Origin of the sequence: Spirillospora sp. NPDC047279, from assembly GCF_040643285.1 — a bacterium.
GTDB lineage: Bacteria > Actinomycetota > Actinomycetes > Streptosporangiales > Streptosporangiaceae > Spirillospora.
Genome location: NZ_JBEYUA010000020.1, coordinates 58,710 through 73,729, shown reverse-complemented (window position 1 = coordinate 73,729; position 15,020 = coordinate 58,710). Strand labels below are relative to the sequence as shown.

Sequence of the window (15,020 nt, the reverse complement as noted above, 5' to 3'; positions counted from 1 at the left end):
CGCCACATGACTTAATGGCGGTTCATGGTCCTTTGCGGCAGATCTGCCCTGAACTCTTCACGGAGGCGTAAGTTCTGTCGGACCGGCAGTCAATGACGGCCGCTCACGGCGGCCGTCGCGGCGACCGCCGCGAGCCGACCGGGAGGCGCTGGTGAATCCGACGACGGGAGCCGACCTCTGCCGCGTGGCGCTCGTGGCCCCCGGCCGCCGCATCGACCTGTCGCTCCCCGCCGACGTCCCGCTCGCCCACATGCTGCCCACGCTGCTCCAGGCGGCGGGCCGCGACCTGGCCAACGCCGGGCTCGCGCACTCGGGCTGGGTGCTGCAACGCCTGGACGAGGCGCCGTTCGACGAGTCCAGGACCCTGGGCGCGCTCGGCGTGCGCGACGGCGAGGTGCTCTACTTCCGTCCCGAGATCGCCCAGCTCCCCGAGGTCGTCTTCGACGACGTCGCCGACGTGGTCGCGACCGGGATCAACGAGCACGCCGACCGCTGGAGACCCGAGAACACCCGCCGCTTCGGCCTCACCGCCGGCGCCGCGCTCCTGGTCGCGGGCGCCGTGGGCCTGGCCCTCTCCGGCCCCGGGTGGACCCTCATCGCCCTCGCCTCCGCCGCCATCGCGGTCATCCTCCTGCTCGCCGGCGTCGTGCTCTCCCGCGCCCTGAGCGACGCCGGCGCCGGAGCGGCCCTCGGCTTCAGCGCGCTCCCGTACGCCTTCCTCGCCGGCCTGGTCGCCCCCGCCCGCCCGGTCGGCCTGTCCGAACTGGGCGCCGTGCACGTCCTGTCCGCGACGGCCGCGATCGCGCTCGCCGCCGTCATCGCGGCGTTCGCCATCATCGAGGGCCTCCCGACCTTCCTGGGCGTCGCGTTCGCCGCCCTGCTGGGCGCGCTCGGCGCCGCCCTGGCCGAGGGCCTCTCCACCGACCCCGCCGGCATGGCCGCCATCACCGCCGCGCTCTGCCTCGTCCTCACCGCGCTGATCCCGTCCCTGGCGTTCCGCATGGCCAGGCTGCCGCTGCCGCCGGTCCCGGAGAACGCCGAAGAGCTGCGCAGCGCCCAGACCTTCGACGGCCCCACCCTCCTGCGCCGCACGCGGGAGGCCGACCGCTTCAGCACCGGCCTCGTCGCCGGCGTCGCCCTGGTCTGCCTGGGCGCGCAACCGTTCCTCGCCCTGGAACGCACCTGGCTTGCCACCACCATGAGCGTCTGCGTCTCCCTCGTCCTGCTCCTGCGCGCGCGGGTCTTCCACGGCCACGCCCAGCGCCTGTGGCTCCTGTGCAGCGGCCTGGCGGGCCTGGCCCTCCTCAGCTGGTCGTGGGGCGCGACGTCCTCACCGGCCACGATCGTCCTCACCGTCGCCGTCCCCATGGCCCTGGCCGTCACCGTCATGCTCGTGATGGCCATGCGCCTACCCGCCCACAAACCCTCGCCGTTCTGGGGCAGGGCGGGCGACATCCTCGACCTGATGCTGATCGTCAGCCTCTTCCCCTTCGCCATGGGGCTCCTCAACCTCTACTCATGGCTGCGCGGGCTGGCGGGCTGACATGCAGACGCGCAAAGACCTCTACCAAGCGCACAAGCTGATGACCCAGCGCGTCGCGCTCGCCCTGTTGCAGGGCAAGCCCGGCGCCGCCGAGTCGCCGCTGCGCCGCACCGGCGTGGGCGCCCTCTGCGGCGTCATGGTCGTCGTCCTGGTCGCCGCGGGCTTCGGCATCACCGGCCTCCTCTTCAAGGGAGGGGCCCGCAACCTGGAGCAGCCCGGCCTCGTCCTCATCGAGAAGGAGACGGGCGCCGCCTACTCCTACAGCGCCCAGCAGAAACGCCTCATCCCGTTCCTCAACTACACCTCGGCCCGCCTCGCCATGTCGGGCACCTCCATCCAGCGCAAGCTGGTGTCCAGCCGCTCTCTCGCCAAGTACCCCCGCGGCCCCCTGACCGGCATCCCCGGCGCCCCCGAGTCCCTGCCCACCGTCGTCCGCGCGCCCTGGTCCCTGTGCGTGAGCAACGGCGTCTCCCTCATCGGCGGCCGCGACGTGGGCGGCACCCCCCTCACCGACACCCAGGCCGTCCTCGTCCGCGGCGGCCCGCAGTCGTGGCTCATCTGGCGCAACACCCGCATGCGGCTCTCACCCGCCGCCGCCCGCACCCTCACCCCCGCGCCGCCCACCCCCGTGGACGAACGCTGGCTGAACGGCCTCCCGCAAGGCCCCGACTACGCCGCGCCCACCATCCCCAACATCGGCGCCCTCGCCACCGGCCCCGGCGGCCAGACCGCCTCCGTCGGCCAGATCTACAAGGTCCGCGCCGTGGCAGGCTCGGCCGAACGCTGGTACGTCCAGCTCCCCGACGGCCTCTCGGGCATCTCCGAGACCCAGGCGGGCCTCCTCCTGGCCAACGCCACCGCCCAGGAGCAGGTCATCACCCCGGGAGCGGCCGCCGCCAGCACCTCCTCGACCAACCTCTACAACAGGTCCCTGCCCGAGAGCCCGCCCAGACCCGCCGCCTACGACCCCGCCGCCCCCCTCTGCGCCGTCTACCCCGACCGCTCCACCAGCGCCCGCTTCACCGTCGGCGGCAGCCTCCCCGCCGCGGCCCCGACCTCCAACGGCCTGGACCAGGTCATCCTCCCCGGCGGCGGCACCTTCGCCGGCACGCTCACCGCCCCCGGCCGCGCCCCCCAGTCGTTCTCCCTGCTCACCGAACAGGGCCTCCGCCACCCGGTCCCCACCCCCGACGACGCGACCAAGCTCGGCTACACCCAGGACTCTGCCGCCCCCATCCCCGCCAACCTGCTCCAGCTCTTCCGCCCCGGACCTGCGCTGACATCCACCGCGGCCGCACGGCCGGTTCCGGCCACTCAACCCCTGACCTATTCAACCCCTTGACTACGTACCCCCAGTTGACAACAGCAAAGACCACGGCAAGCCACCTCAGTCAGCTCAGCTTGACCATGAATCTGACTAGTGACAGGTAGTCCATGACCCAACTACCGTCTTCCGCAAATGTCACGGGGTGTGTCGCCGAACCGGCGCTACTGAACGACATCAGCTGGTTCGCGCGGCGGCGCGTCGTGATCCATTCACCCCACCGCCCCAAGGAGCGATCGGCATGAGCCAGCAATCAGCGCACAGCCGGGCAGGAATGCAGTCCGGCGCCAACGCCATCGAGGACGCCGAGAACAAGCTGCGAAAGACCCGCGCCCGCCTGGACGCCGAGCAGAAGGCCCTGGCGGCCACCTGGAAGGGCGAGGGCGCGACCGCGTTCGTCAGCGTCTTCCAGCGCTTCGACCAGCAGTTCGTCAAGGTGCTCACCGACCTCAACAACATCCAGCAGAAGCTCGGCGACGCCCGCGTCACCTACGCGGCGAACGAGTCCGAGACCGTGGCCCGCGTGAACGCCCTCAAAGGCCTCATCAACGACTAGCCGACCCCCCTTTGTTCATTAGGAGGAACTGAACGATGAGTGATTTGACGAAGGTCAACTTCGGATCCATGCAGCAGGCCCAGGCGAGTTTCCAGAAGGCGTTGAACGAGTACAAGGCGGCGTTGCAGGAGCTCGAAGGCAAGGTCAAGTCCACCCTTGCCGAGTGGGAGGGCGACGCCCAGCAGGCCTACTTGCGGATGCAGACCCAGTGGAACCAGGCCGGCAACGAGCTCGGCAACGTCGTGCACCGCATGGGCGCCGCCATCGGCGAATCCCACGACGGCTATCGCACGACCGAAAACCGCAACACCTCCCGCTTCAGCGGCTGACGGCCCCCATGCAGGGCACAGGAGCACCGGCTCCAGGACCCAGACCGGACATCGAGCACAGCCCCGAAAAGATGCGCCAGGTAGCCCGAGCCATGCGCGCCGAGCTCGCGAAGCTGACGGCCCGCACGGATGGCCATTCCGGCGGTGTCGGCACGGTCGGCGCGTGGGACGTTCCCGAAGAGCTCGCGGAACGGGTCGGGACGGCTCACCAGTCGATGTCCAAGTACGTGGGCCAGTTCGTCGCCGCCTATCAAGCATTGATCACGCGCATCGAGACGTCGGCCAAGGACTTCGACCTGAGCGATCTGGCCGCCCAGGACGCGGCGAGCGGCGCGGGCCGGGGCCTCGAGCCGCCCGCGACGCGTGAGAGCCAGAACTAAGAGTTCGACAGCTTTCGAGGGGACGAGGGTATGGGCGAGCAGGCCTACCCGATCAGACGCGGCGCGATCGGCGCCGGCAACCCAGAACAGTTCGACTACCACCAGATCATTCAGAAGATCAAAGCCTCCGACTCGTCCGGTCTGCACAGCCTCGGCGGCACGTACGAGTCGCTGAGCAAACTGCTCGAACGGGCCTTGGCGGATCTGGCCTTCCACCGCGGTCGCCTGAAGACCGCCTGGCCGGCCGGCCCGTCCTCGGAGGCGGCGCAGGGACAGATCGCGAGGCTCGAGAGCGCCGCGAACGAGCTGGCCGCCGCGAGCCTGACGTTCGGTTTCGTGCTGAAGGAGGCCGGCGTTCAGGTCGACACCTTCAAGGCCAACGCCCCTTCGGAGCCGACCGACCTCCTGGGGCGGCCCAAGGACCCCAAGACCGAACTCCTGATGGAGAAGTACGCCAAGGACCGCGAGGCCCAGCAGTACATGGCCCGGTTGAACCAGACCCTCGCGGACGTCTACTCCGTCATCCCCACCTCGATCCCCCTCGACTTCCCGGGTTCCGGGCAGCAAGAGGGGTTCGGAGCACCGGGAAACGGCAGCGCGCCAGGCGCGACCGGCGGTGCCGGCTCTGGCGGAGCCGGTGACCGGCCGCCGCTTCCAGGACCCGGTGGTGCCCCGGAGACTCCCGCCACACCCCGCCCGGACCTGCCGGGCGGAGGCCAGCCCGGCCCCGGAGGCGGAGGCGGCGAATCGGGCGGCTCCGGTGGCGGAACGGACCTCGAAGGTGCGACGCCCGGAGTACCGGGGATCCCGCCCGCGGGCCCCGGTCCCGGCACCCCTGGCGGCGCGCTCGGCCCAGGTGGAGTGGGGCCGAACGTGCCGGGCCCGGGCCTCGGCCCGGTCGTTCCAGGTCCCGCGCCGGTCGTTCCAAGACCGGCACCCGGGACCGTGGGACCCGGCGCCGGGGCCCTCCGGCCAGGCGGCGCGAGTCCGCGCCCCTTCGCCCCGGCACCAGGCGTTCCAGGCTCCGGCCCGATCGGCCCGAGAACCGGGCCGCCGGCCCCGCGAGCCACGCCGCAGCCAACGCGGCCCATCGCTCCCGGCGCGATCGGCGGCGGTGCCACCGTTCCGACCCAAGGAGGCGGCGCACGTGGAGCCGGCCGTTCGAGCTCGCCCGGCACCGCGAACGGCACCCCACGAACAGCCGGCACAGGCAGCGTCATCGGCGGCGCAAGACCCTCCGGCCAGAGGCCGTCAACCGCCCCGGCGACCCGCGGGCCGTCAACAGGCTCTGCGCCCCGCGGGCCGTCGACCGCCCGTGGGATGTCGCCTGGCCATACCGCCTCCTCCGCAGGCGGTGCCCGTTCCCGCAACCGTGCCAACGACGCGGAACGCCGGACAGGGCTCACCGAAGACCAGGACGTCTGGAACGGCGACGAAGGCACGACACCACCGGTGATTCGCTGAGAGAGGAGTGACCGTGCAGGCCGTAGGGCGATGGAGCGCGGGACTCGCCGCAGTGGCGGCCCTGGTCCTCTCGTCGCAGACCCCCGCGCTGGCGCAGCCCAAGCCTCGCAAAGAGTTGTACTGGTTCGACTGGTGGGAGCTCGAGAACAAGGTCTGGCCCCTCACCACGGGCAAAGGGGTGACGGTGGCCGTGGTGGACGAGGAGGTCAACCGCGGCCTGCCGGACCTCAGCGGATCGGTCCTGCCCAACGTCAACCTCGACGAGATCCGCGTCCGCCCCGATCCGAAGAACGGTGGGCACGGCACGGCCATGGCCGCGCTCATCGTCGGCCAGGGACGCGGAACGGGCATGGTCGGCGTCGCACCCGGAGCGAAGGTCCTGCCCCTGATCGCCCATGGCGACATCACCTGGGGATTGGCGATCCGGTACGCCGCCGACCACGGAGCCAAGGTCGTCAACATGTCACTCGGCTCCCAGACGTTCCTGCCGTGCCCTCCCGACCTCCAGCAGGCCATCGCTTACGCCGTCCGGCGCGATGTGATCATCGTGGCCTCCGCGGGCAATGAGGGCCGCCACGCCGACTGGCGGAGCACACCGGCCAACTGCCCGGGCGTCTTCGCCATCGGAGGCCTGGACGGTTTCGTCAAACCATGGGCCGGCACGACCCCCGGCGAGTACGTGATGGCCGCAGCCCCCGCGGTCGGCGCGGGCACCATCAACGGCGGAGGCCAGTTCCAATGGCGCGGCGCCGGCACCAGCCCGTCCGCCGCCCTGGTCTCCGGCGTCGTAGCCCTCGTGCGATCCAAGTACCCCCAAATGCCGGCCCGCGAAGTCGTCCAACGAATCCTCGCAACCTCCAAGGACGTAGGAAAACCAGGCTGGGACGACGTCACCGGCTACGGCCTGGTCCGCCCCTACCGAGCCCTAACAGACAAAGTCCCCCCCACCGCCCCCAACCCCGTCTACGCCAGCTTCGACAGGTCGCAAGAGAACAATGGGAAGGTCAGGAGCGAATCGCGAGCCTCAAAGGGTCGAACTCCGAGCCCTCAGGTAACGCCGAAGCCTCAAGCCTCCTCGGGACCTCTGTACCGGGAACCCGTGATTCTTCTGGGGCTAGTTGGCGGGATGCTCGCTCTTTGCCTAGGCGCGGTCTTCTGGAGAGTAAATGTCAAACAGCGATAATCCCCTCAAAGGCAAGCTTAACACGAATGTTCCTTTCGCCCCCGATGGGGCTGAGGAAGTGAAAACCCGCATAAAATTCGCCGAAGAAGTTGGACCCGAAGTCGAAGCTGAACGGGACAGATCTTCTAGTTTCAATGAGGAGGCTTGGTCGCTTTCACAGCCAAAAAGACCGCAGGTGAGTATGAGGGAATCACGTGCCGGGGCAGCATCACGTCACTCAGATGCCCAAGAAGACTTCACCGGCCTTGGGCAGATTGCAGTCGAAATTCAGGCGGCTGTAGGTGAACTTGAGAGCGTGATTCGCGCTCTGCCCGGAACAGATGACTTGATTGAGCCAGTAGAGGCAGCTGATTCACGAAGTGTTTTCACAGTCAAGATTGATTCATCTAACCGGATAGTCAAAGTACGGCCGAATAGCCGTTGGCGAGCAAAAGTGCCAGCCGATGAACTGGGGTCGGCGTTGCTGGACGCAGTCCAATCTGCGGTCTCCCTAAGATTCGAGCGTTGGCTGTCGCCGGTGAATACCTCTCAGGAATCCCGGGCAGAGACCGCCTCTTCGGTCGTCGCGACGACTCGAGAGCCGCCAACCCGGGAGTCGAAAGCGCCTATTGACTTTATCGCTGTGCTCGATGAACTTCTGAGAAAGTCGCATGCCTTGCAATCCGCGACTGATGCTGTAATCCGCGATCACTCCGGAGAAATCCGCGAGCACCTGTACAGAGATCACCGAGTTTTGATGGACTTTGCGGCCGATGGACTTCCCTCCCGGATCGACATAAATACGAGCTGGGTGGAGAAAATAGACCTGTCCCAACTCTCTGACGGTCTCAATGATTCATTCAAAATGGCTTACGCTTCCTTTGATCGCGCCATGTGCTCGAAACCTGAGCACTCGGCGGCTGTATCTGAAGATTTCGCGGCAATAAGCGAAGATCCGGCAGGCTCGCTATTGAACTACGCCGCGCAACTGGGAATCGACACCACCAATATCTCTCGCACTCAAAGGGGGCGTGATGGCACCAGATCCCGATAAAATTGAGGTGGCGATCAGCAGTCTCTACTCTGCCGGAAGAGAATGGACCAAGCAAAGTGGAGAGCTCAAGCGTATCGCCAACAATGCAGCGTCCCTGGAGATGAACAGCACTCAGATGGGTCTAGCCGCACCAGTTCGTGGTGTATACGAAAAAGTGCGTGCGGGAATCCAAGCTCGCCTTCTGGAAGGGGCGCAGGAGGCTGCGGCGATCGGTAAAGCCTTGGAGGGTGCGTCTATACAGTATAGAAAGGAGGAGCAAGAGGGTGTGCACCGGATAAAGAAGATCTGGTGACTCTTACTGGGTGAGGAATGGTGATGGCCGATATTACAGCAAAGCTACTCAGTCCGACGGCTGTATCTGAACTAGGCATTGAGATCAGCGCAAATCTGCAAAAAGGGGTTGAGTCGGTCAACAAAATAATCCATGAAGGAAACAAGTTCTTGGAAAAAGCTCCAGACTGGCTGGACTGGGTGATTGAGACACACATCAAGGCGTTTGAAAACCTCAGAGACGTGGTCGAGAAGATCGTCAAGAAGGTCAACGAGATTCTGGAGGGTCTAGCTTTTCCGATCATGGCCTTCTTGCTGGCAGATGATTGGATCGACCTTATTAAGAATCCTATCAATAAGGTGATCGGATCGATATCCGACGACAACTCAAAGATAGATCAGTTCTGGCAGGGGCCTGCCGCCTTCGCCTATAAGGCGGCCGTTATGGGAGCCCCTAACGGGCAAGCAGGTCAGACTACCGCGTTGAGTGAGGTGGCGACTATTGCGGAGGATATTAAAGAAAGACTGTGGGCCCTGGCGGGAATAGTAGGCGGGTTCTATGTTGCACTAGGAGTCTTGGTTCAGCAGTGGCTCGCGGCGATGACGGCTTCGGCCGCCGCTGCCACCACCGGAGCCGGAGCGCCGCCGGCGGCTGCGGCGGCGGGCGCGAGCTCGGGGGTTACGTTCACAGCGATCATCGGTCTCATTGCGGCTCTCGGTGCGCTGATTTCCAAGCAGACCCAGATGCTGACGGACTATGACGGCAAGATTTCGGCGAATCCCGCCTTTCCCGAAGGGCGATGGCCTCGGGCGACTGTGGCGTCGATGTCTGATGGCTCGATGAAGGACAAAGATGGTTCCAGTGACTGGCGGCTGAGAACCTGAGAACTTGTCTGCCGGTGGGGAGTTCAACGATGCTTCCAGTAGGTTCAGAGGAGTGGCTGCGTTCATGGTCGCCTGAGCAGCGCCGTACCACTCTTGAACTCGCGCGACGAAGGGCCCAGAGACTTCGCGTGGCGGCTGGTATCGCGACCGCGGGAGTAGTTACCGCACTCGCGTCCATGGTTCTTGCTATTGCGGCCGAGGATAATGGCTTTGCTCTTTCGCTCGCCCTTCTGTTGCTGGCACTTACTGTCGCAACAGCGTCAATTTTGGTCAGTCTCTTCGGGTGGCAAGCGGTCAGAGATGTATTCCTGAATAATTCGCCGCCGACGCGGTTGCGGTCGACTAGGCATGTGTCGGGCCTGCTTGGGCTGCTATCGATGGTAGTTACAGTGCTCGGACTGATTCCGGTGGGCGTTAAAGTCGGTGTGGCCACGCAAGAGTCTGATTTTGGCGTCTATCAGAGCCTCGCAGGATTCTCAATGATGTGCGCGATTATCGCCAGCATTTTCGGGATCGCGCTTTGGGTCAACCTCTTGCCCGTCCGCACTGATTGATGCCGACTTATGGAGGGTAGCGGGAGTGCGCCGTCTGGATGAGACTATGGGCCTTTCACTATTTACGGTTCAACGCCAGAAACGAGCTCACCAGCTGGCCTATGACGACTACCGGCCTCATCTATGGGCGCCCTGCTGGCTCTGTTCAAGTTCAGCACGGACGAGATTCTCGCACTTCTGGTACCCGTGATTCCATTCGTATACCTGCCTCTTGTCGGGATGTCACGTATGGGCCATCGAGCAAGTGGACGACTGGGTCTAAGCTCTAGGAGCAAAATGGCGGCGCTGAGTGCGATTGGTCCGTTCAGTCTCGGACTCGCGTGTTTCATTCTGGCCCTGCGCCTGCGGCGGGGGTTGGGTGCCGCAAACATTGCGCGAGGAACCAGCATCTCCTACCGAGACGTTCCTCGACAGCCTCGAATGCGTGCGAGCCATGTCAACCTGATCATTGGCTCTGCCTTTCTAATCACTGGATTCTTCTGTCTCTTTCCCGGGCCATTGGTACTGGCACCTATCGTCGTTATCGTTTTTGGGATTTATCCATACTTTCAGAGGCATAAAGAGTTGCAGGATGCCGCAAAAGTAGTCGCCGAGAATGGAAAGACAAGCGCATCCGACCCCTAATGATGCTCATCGTCGATCCAAGACGAAGCCTTACGGCCAGTGTTAAGTTGTCGCGCTTCGTGAAGCTCCAGGTGGTGGTGAAACGGTTGGGGATGGAAGGTGACGCCAAGAAGATGAATCCCTCGAAGTGTACTCGGCAGGGCCTCCGAAGCTCTTGCCGAGGGCTCCTCTGGATATGCGCAGCTTCGCTTCTCGTCCCGGGAGTGGTCGGATGTACAGACAGGGAGAAGAGAACGTTCCCCGAACGCAGGGAGACCGGAGCGAAGGTTTCTGACCCTTGTGCGCTGATAAGTGCCGACCTGGCGACCGAGATGGTTGGTTCGGCGTCCGTCAAGAGAGGGACTGAGATAGGGCGGGCCGAGTGCCAGTGGCGATCCGGCAAAGAGGCAAAGCCTTCCGAAAAGGCGGGTCTTATCATCCTTCAAGCATATGTTCAGCGCAAGGAGTCTGTTGGGGTGGACAAATTTGATGAGGCCAAGGTCAATTATCGTGGATTTCAAGTGGGGAACAAGTGCCTCACCATCACAACTTCGGTCGAGGAGTCATGCTGGTACGGCCAAGAAAAAGGGTTGAGCCTGGTGATGCGGCGCGGCTATTTCGTCGTCTCGCTCACGGCCACCGCCATAAATTCTCCAGCGCTCCAGCCTGGCCGGCGCCCGATGACCAGTCGCAAGTTGGTCACCGACATTGCCGGTAATCTGCCTTCCTAGCTCGACCGCAGAGAGGTTTACTGATGAACATATCATCCAGGCAGGTGATGCGGTGAATGATGTTGCAAACCTGTGGGCCGGGGCGGCCAGCGTCGCCAACGGCGGTTACGCATGGGCCAAAGCCATCCATTACGCGACCGATCACGGGGTCAAGGTCATCAACATGTCCCTCGGCTCGGAGAGCTTCCAGTCCTGCCCGAGTTACCTCCAGGAGGCCGTTTCCTATGCGGTGTCGCGAGATGTCGTCGTCGCCTCGGCAGGAAACGAAGGCCGTGCTCGTGATTGGCGGAGCATGCCGGCCAACTGCCCTGGAGTGCTGGCCGCTGGCGGCTTGGACGGGCTCGTCAAGCCGTGGTCCGGAACGACTCCAGGCGAATACGTCACGGCTGCGGCACCTGCGGTGCATGTCCCCAGCATCGACAACAGCGGCGTCTTCCGGAAGCCAGGGCTTGTCGGCACCAGCGCCGCCACCGCCCTGACCTCCGGAGTCGTGGCCCTGGTGAGCTCCAGATACCCCGAGATGCCGACTCGCGAGATCGTCCAGCGCATCCTCGCCACAATCCAAGGACGTAGGAAAACCAGGCTGGGACGACGTCACCGGCTACGGCCTGGTCCGCCCCTACAGAACCCTGGTGGACAAAGTCCCCACCACAGCCCCCAACCCCGTCTACACCAGACTCGCTCGATTGGTTGTTTGCTGCTAGCTCGTAGGAAGAGGGCATGACGATCAGGATTAAGGTTGTGACGCCTTGAACGACAGATCCGAGCTCTGGAGAGCCATCAATCAGAGCGTTCCCTTCGCTCCGACGAGTGATACCGAGATAAGTCAGCGCAAGTCAGCGGCTTCTGTTCAGGCAGAGCAAGGCAATGTTCTCGTGCCACCCGAACCTGAAGCTGACGATGAGAGTTCTGGCGACGTCAGCTCGAACCAGAAGCATCGGAAATTGGCTGATAGTTCTCCATCGGTTATTACTGATGCGGGTCAGTCCGATGAGGATGTATTTTTCGAAATTTCTGATGAATTGGCTCAGGCGGCCTCTGATCCGTATAGGGAGGAAAACGAGGCACGGCTCGCTCGCGAACTCGGCACGACGGTCCTTGAGCAAGTGGCTTTCGACGGACATCTTCGCGTTCGCATCGATGGCTACGGCCAGATCTTGGCGATCGAAGTCGACGCGGAAGCACAACGAGTGGGTGCATTGGCCCTAGGCAAGGAGATGGTCGAAGTGATTAACAGGGCTCAACGTGAAGGGGAAAGGCACAGGCGTTCGCGGCGAGCTGCCCATCTGGGGGAGGCTCAGCATGAGGGATGATCGCGGGGAGCGCCTGAGGCTGATGCAGCAGGCGCGGGCTGAGCTGATGAACCAGATCGCTCGGCTGCAGAAACAGGCCGAAGCCTTTGAGGACAGCGCCCAGCGGTCGGCTCATCTAGACGAGCGCCTGGCCGCGATGGCCTTTCGAGAGCAGATCAGATCGGACCTGGGCGAGCTGACTATGCATGGCAATGGTCATATCGCAGCGATCAATTTTCACGCGAGAACGTTGCGTGAGATAAATCCCGATGAAATCGGCAAGAGGGTCCTCGATGCAGTGCGCCAGGCGCAGCTGCAGATCTCCACTGAGCGGTCGGCCAGACGGGCCGAGATTTTCAGGCAGCTCTTCTAAACAGGGAGAATGTAATGGCCCAAGGACCTCGACCCGGCGGTGGGCGTCGTGGCGGCGGGCGGAGGCGGCCCGCCACACCTGCACCGCCAGCGCAGACCGACCCGCCGGCAAATCAGGTCTCTACGCTCCAGAGGGCCCTTTCCAGCGTGGTTTATGTGGGGCTGGCAGCCGAGATGCTCCTGCACGCGAGAAAGCTCGGTGGCAGGCCCGACCAGGTGATAAGTGCGGTGGATGGTTGGTTTGACGCGGCGAAGAAGCTTGATGATTCGACGAACAAGATGTTCGCATCGTACAACGACCTCGGAACGAATTGGGAGGGGCCGGCATTCAAGACATATCAGGAGTTCATGCAGCGAAATATAGATCTGACTGACGCCAGTTTCGATGCGCTGGTCGCCGCTGGAATGCAGCTGATCAACACATACAAAGAAGTCGTCACCGCGTGCGGACATCGAAACACGGCCATCGCCAAGGCGTTTATAGCGATTTCAGATGCTGCGGGCCTCTGGCTCGGCAATGGGACGGAGAATGAAGCCGAGAAGGCGCAAGTGAAAAATGCGTTGCAGGTTTTCGCGCTCGAGTATTCGGAAATAAAGAATACGCTGCAGTCAACCTTGGCCAGCTATACCGCGGACATCAAGAGCATTGAAGGGGAGGTCCTCTCCGTCAGCGCACCGGGCGTCTTTCCGGATTCGGCACTGAATAGGAAGAAGTGGGAGAAGACTTGATGGCACCGAAGATAATTCTGGTTCCAATAGTGTTCACGCTGACGTTCGGGGTTTCCTGTACCGACGATGGAGAGAATGTCGGTAGTACCACAAGGCCATCCTCTGTAGGGGCCGTACCGTCAGTGGAATCGTGGCATAGCCCTGATCCTTGCAGTTTGACCGATGCCGAACTGCGTGCGCAGATACTGGGTTATGGGCAAATATCGAGAACTCCGATCTTTCGCGGCTGTGACTGGCGCGTAAAGCAGACCGATCGCAGTTTAACTGTCATTGTGCGAGAGGGCATTCATTACACTGGAGTGCGCGACCTGCGGCGCAACTCCGATAAAGCGGATGAGATCTACAGGCAACTCACGGACAAGGGCTGTGTGCCGTTGAAGGTACTGATTGCGACTGCTTGCTGGCAACGCAGGGCGGTCGAGGGAATGAGTGTTCATCTGCGAAAATCAGATGTCGTGACCACGGTTCAGATTCAATATCGCGATCTTGGTTCCAAGGACTCTCAAAAGCTTTCAGCCTTGGCCCAGAAGGTTGCTCAGCATGTATCCAAGGGGATGTAGCGATGGCTGGAGACTACACCGCATACGAGCTTCGTCACATAAACAAGTCTGGCGATAGAGTTCAGGATGCCGCCTTGGACTGGGTAGCCTCCATTAGGGCAATGAACAGTGCCTTCATTGCGACGGGAACATTTGGCATTGTGGGAGACGAGGCTGGTATTCCCTTGAAGTATGCCAACGTGATTTCGTCTACGATCACTACGCTGGAGGAGGGGGTCAAGAATCTTCGAGATTCAGCATTGGCGCTCTACAAGGTCTCCAGGACCTACGAAGAGAACGAGGAGACGATCAGAAGGAAGATCTGGATGGCGCGCGGGCTGTCCCCCGAGTCGTGGGCCCTTTCCGGCAGATATTTGAAGGACTGAAAGCTGGTTCTGGGAGGGCGGTGCCGGTCGGCATGCTTGCGGAAGCAGACCCAACGCGCCCCAGACCGGGTATGCGACGAGCAGGGACCGGTCGGAGCCTGGTGATGCATTACGGAGATGGCGTGTGAGACATCCGCTCGTCCAGTTGCCCGTTCCGTTCTCGTCGACGATTTTCGGCCTCGAGGACGCGGAGACCGGGGGCTTTGGTGTGGGCCCCCGACCGCGATGAGGTTGACGGTCTGAGGAGCTTGGCAACGGCCAGTGCGGCGCGCATGGTGGTGGCACCTGCCAGCGCCGCGATCGGGTTTTGACGGCGCTGCTCGTCTGGGGTTGGGCCTTCTGGTAGACGTTCCATAGTCACGGCACGCCCGTTGGCGGGTTGAGTAGTTTGGCGGGGTGGGGGGTGAGTAGGCGGGCGGAGGTGGAGGAGCGAGGGCGGTGGTTGGGTGGCGGGCATGACTGGACTTGATGGTGGGGCGAAGGGGCTTTGGCGTGGGTGGCACGTGGGGGCGGGCTTGGGGGTTGGGGCGGCGATCCTGGGGGCGGTGGTGTTGCTGGCGGAGGGGGCGGAGTGGATAACGGTCTACAAGAACTCTGAATGGATGCCTCTCTATTGGGTGCCCTGCGCGCTGGCGTTCGTGAACGCGGTGGTCGCCGTGCTGCGGTCGGCGGTGCACTACTCGCGGGGGCGGGTGGGGGCTGGAGCCCTGATGGGGCTTGGTGTTCTGAGTGGCGTCGTCGCGGTGGCGCTGTTCTTCGCCGGTGGGTTCGCGTGGTTGATGGTCTCGATCGGGGTCGAGGACGGCGGGTGGGCGAGGCGCTGATTTCGGGAAGTCGGTGTCGGTGG

General features: G+C 63.5%; 18 protein-coding genes. All 18 read left to right on the top strand.

What is annotated here, in order from left to right:
• Positions 1 to 151 precede the first annotated feature (151 nt).
• The 18 genes from eccD (at position 152) to ABZ810_RS38790 (ending at position 14,997) form a co-directional block, all read left to right on the top strand.
• Positions 152 to 1,543, top strand: a complete 1,392-nt coding sequence (gene eccD, locus ABZ810_RS38875) for a type VII secretion integral membrane protein EccD (protein ID WP_358411921.1) — start codon at positions 152 to 154, stop codon at positions 1,541 to 1,543.
• A gap of 1 nt (position 1,544) precedes the next feature.
• Entirely contained in the window at positions 1,545 to 2,885 is a 1,341-nt protein-coding gene (gene eccB, locus ABZ810_RS38870; RefSeq protein WP_358411920.1) for a type VII secretion protein EccB, read from the top strand.
• Between the two features lie 223 nt (positions 2,886 to 3,108).
• Complete coding sequence (locus tag ABZ810_RS38865; protein ID WP_358411919.1) at positions 3,109 to 3,423, top strand: WXG100 family type VII secretion target; 315 nt, start codon at positions 3,109 to 3,111, stop codon at positions 3,421 to 3,423.
• 35 nt (positions 3,424 to 3,458) lie between these two features.
• The gene (locus tag ABZ810_RS38860; RefSeq protein ID WP_358411918.1) at positions 3,459 to 3,752 is read left to right on the top strand and encodes a WXG100 family type VII secretion target; all 294 of its coding nucleotides are present in this window, start codon (positions 3,459 to 3,461) and stop codon (positions 3,750 to 3,752) included.
• Positions 3,753 to 3,844: 92 nt separating this feature from the next.
• On the top strand, positions 3,845 to 4,132 hold the full coding sequence (locus ABZ810_RS38855; protein ID WP_358411917.1) for a hypothetical protein: 288 nt from the start codon (positions 3,845 to 3,847) through the stop codon (positions 4,130 to 4,132).
• A 1,477-nt stretch (positions 4,133 to 5,609) separates the two neighbouring features.
• Entirely contained in the window at positions 5,610 to 6,779 is a 1,170-nt protein-coding gene (locus tag ABZ810_RS38850) for a S8 family serine peptidase (protein ID WP_358411916.1), read from the top strand.
• Positions 6,763 to 7,812 carry a hypothetical protein gene (locus ABZ810_RS38845; RefSeq protein WP_358411915.1) on the top strand — a complete coding sequence of 350 codons (1,050 nt, stop codon included), beginning with the start codon at positions 6,763 to 6,765 and terminating at the stop codon, positions 7,810 to 7,812. Before ABZ810_RS38850 ends, ABZ810_RS38845 begins: the two co-directional genes overlap by 17 nt.
• The gene (locus ABZ810_RS38840; RefSeq protein ID WP_358411914.1) at positions 7,793 to 8,104 is read left to right on the top strand and encodes a hypothetical protein; all 312 of its coding nucleotides are present in this window, start codon (positions 7,793 to 7,795) and stop codon (positions 8,102 to 8,104) included. Before ABZ810_RS38845 ends, ABZ810_RS38840 begins: the two co-directional genes overlap by 20 nt.
• A 23-nt stretch (positions 8,105 to 8,127) precedes the next feature.
• Positions 8,128 to 8,967, top strand: a complete 840-nt coding sequence (locus ABZ810_RS38835; RefSeq protein WP_358411913.1) for a hypothetical protein — start codon at positions 8,128 to 8,130, stop codon at positions 8,965 to 8,967.
• A gap of 128 nt (positions 8,968 to 9,095) precedes the next feature.
• Positions 9,096 to 9,521 (top strand): hypothetical protein, encoded by a 426-nt coding sequence (locus ABZ810_RS38830; protein ID WP_358411912.1) that lies wholly within the window; start codon positions 9,096 to 9,098, stop codon positions 9,519 to 9,521.
• 1,079 nt (positions 9,522 to 10,600) lie between these two features.
• The gene (locus ABZ810_RS38825; RefSeq protein WP_358411911.1) at positions 10,601 to 10,855 is read left to right on the top strand and encodes a hypothetical protein; all 255 of its coding nucleotides are present in this window, start codon (positions 10,601 to 10,603) and stop codon (positions 10,853 to 10,855) included.
• A gap of 52 nt (positions 10,856 to 10,907) precedes the next feature.
• Positions 10,908 to 11,579: a S8 family serine peptidase gene (locus ABZ810_RS38820; protein ID WP_358411910.1), complete on the top strand. Its 672-nt coding sequence runs from the start codon at positions 10,908 to 10,910 to the stop codon at positions 11,577 to 11,579.
• 25 nt (positions 11,580 to 11,604) lie between these two features.
• A complete protein-coding gene (locus ABZ810_RS38815) occupies positions 11,605 to 12,168 on the top strand; it encodes a hypothetical protein (RefSeq protein ID WP_358411909.1) in 564 nt (187 codons plus the stop codon).
• Positions 12,158 to 12,520, top strand: a complete 363-nt coding sequence (locus tag ABZ810_RS38810; RefSeq protein WP_358411908.1) for a hypothetical protein — start codon at positions 12,158 to 12,160, stop codon at positions 12,518 to 12,520. Before ABZ810_RS38815 ends, ABZ810_RS38810 begins: the two co-directional genes overlap by 11 nt.
• Before the next feature lie 155 nt (positions 12,521 to 12,675).
• Complete coding sequence (locus tag ABZ810_RS38805) at positions 12,676 to 13,248, top strand: hypothetical protein (protein ID WP_358411907.1); 573 nt, start codon at positions 12,676 to 12,678, stop codon at positions 13,246 to 13,248.
• A 155-nt stretch (positions 13,249 to 13,403) separates the two neighbouring features.
• Complete coding sequence (locus ABZ810_RS38800) at positions 13,404 to 13,808, top strand: hypothetical protein (protein ID WP_358411906.1); 405 nt, start codon at positions 13,404 to 13,406, stop codon at positions 13,806 to 13,808.
• Positions 13,809 to 13,810: 2 nt separating this feature from the next.
• Positions 13,811 to 14,173: a hypothetical protein gene (locus ABZ810_RS38795; protein ID WP_358411905.1), complete on the top strand. Its 363-nt coding sequence runs from the start codon at positions 13,811 to 13,813 to the stop codon at positions 14,171 to 14,173.
• A gap of 455 nt (positions 14,174 to 14,628) precedes the next feature.
• On the top strand, positions 14,629 to 14,997 hold the full coding sequence (locus tag ABZ810_RS38790) for a hypothetical protein (protein WP_358411904.1): 369 nt from the start codon (positions 14,629 to 14,631) through the stop codon (positions 14,995 to 14,997).
• Positions 14,998 to 15,020: the final 23 nt, after the last annotated feature.

What these genes read in the sequence shown, in the direction of transcription:
- eccB (WP_358411920.1), top strand. Translation starts at nt 1,545, where the DNA reads ATGCAGACGCGCAAAGACCTCTACCAAGCGCACAAGCTGATGACCCAG.
- ABZ810_RS38865 (WP_358411919.1), top strand. Translation starts at nt 3,109, where the DNA reads ATGAGCCAGCAATCAGCGCACAGCCGGGCAGGAATGCAGTCCGGCGCC.
- ABZ810_RS38860 (WP_358411918.1), top strand. Translation starts at nt 3,459, where the DNA reads ATGAGTGATTTGACGAAGGTCAACTTCGGATCCATGCAGCAGGCCCAG.
- ABZ810_RS38855 (WP_358411917.1), top strand. Translation starts at nt 3,845, where the DNA reads ATGCGCGCCGAGCTCGCGAAGCTGACGGCCCGCACGGATGGCCATTCC.
- ABZ810_RS38845 (WP_358411915.1), top strand. Translation starts at nt 6,763, where the DNA reads ATGTCAAACAGCGATAATCCCCTCAAAGGCAAGCTTAACACGAATGTT.
- ABZ810_RS38840 (WP_358411914.1), top strand. Translation starts at nt 7,793, where the DNA reads ATGGCACCAGATCCCGATAAAATTGAGGTGGCGATCAGCAGTCTCTAC.
- ABZ810_RS38835 (WP_358411913.1), top strand. Translation starts at nt 8,128, where the DNA reads ATGGCCGATATTACAGCAAAGCTACTCAGTCCGACGGCTGTATCTGAA.
- ABZ810_RS38810 (WP_358411908.1), top strand. Translation starts at nt 12,158, where the DNA reads ATGAGGGATGATCGCGGGGAGCGCCTGAGGCTGATGCAGCAGGCGCGG.
- ABZ810_RS38795 (WP_358411905.1), top strand. Translation starts at nt 13,811, where the DNA reads ATGGCTGGAGACTACACCGCATACGAGCTTCGTCACATAAACAAGTCT.
- ABZ810_RS38790 (WP_358411904.1), top strand. Translation starts at nt 14,629, where the DNA reads ATGACTGGACTTGATGGTGGGGCGAAGGGGCTTTGGCGTGGGTGGCAC.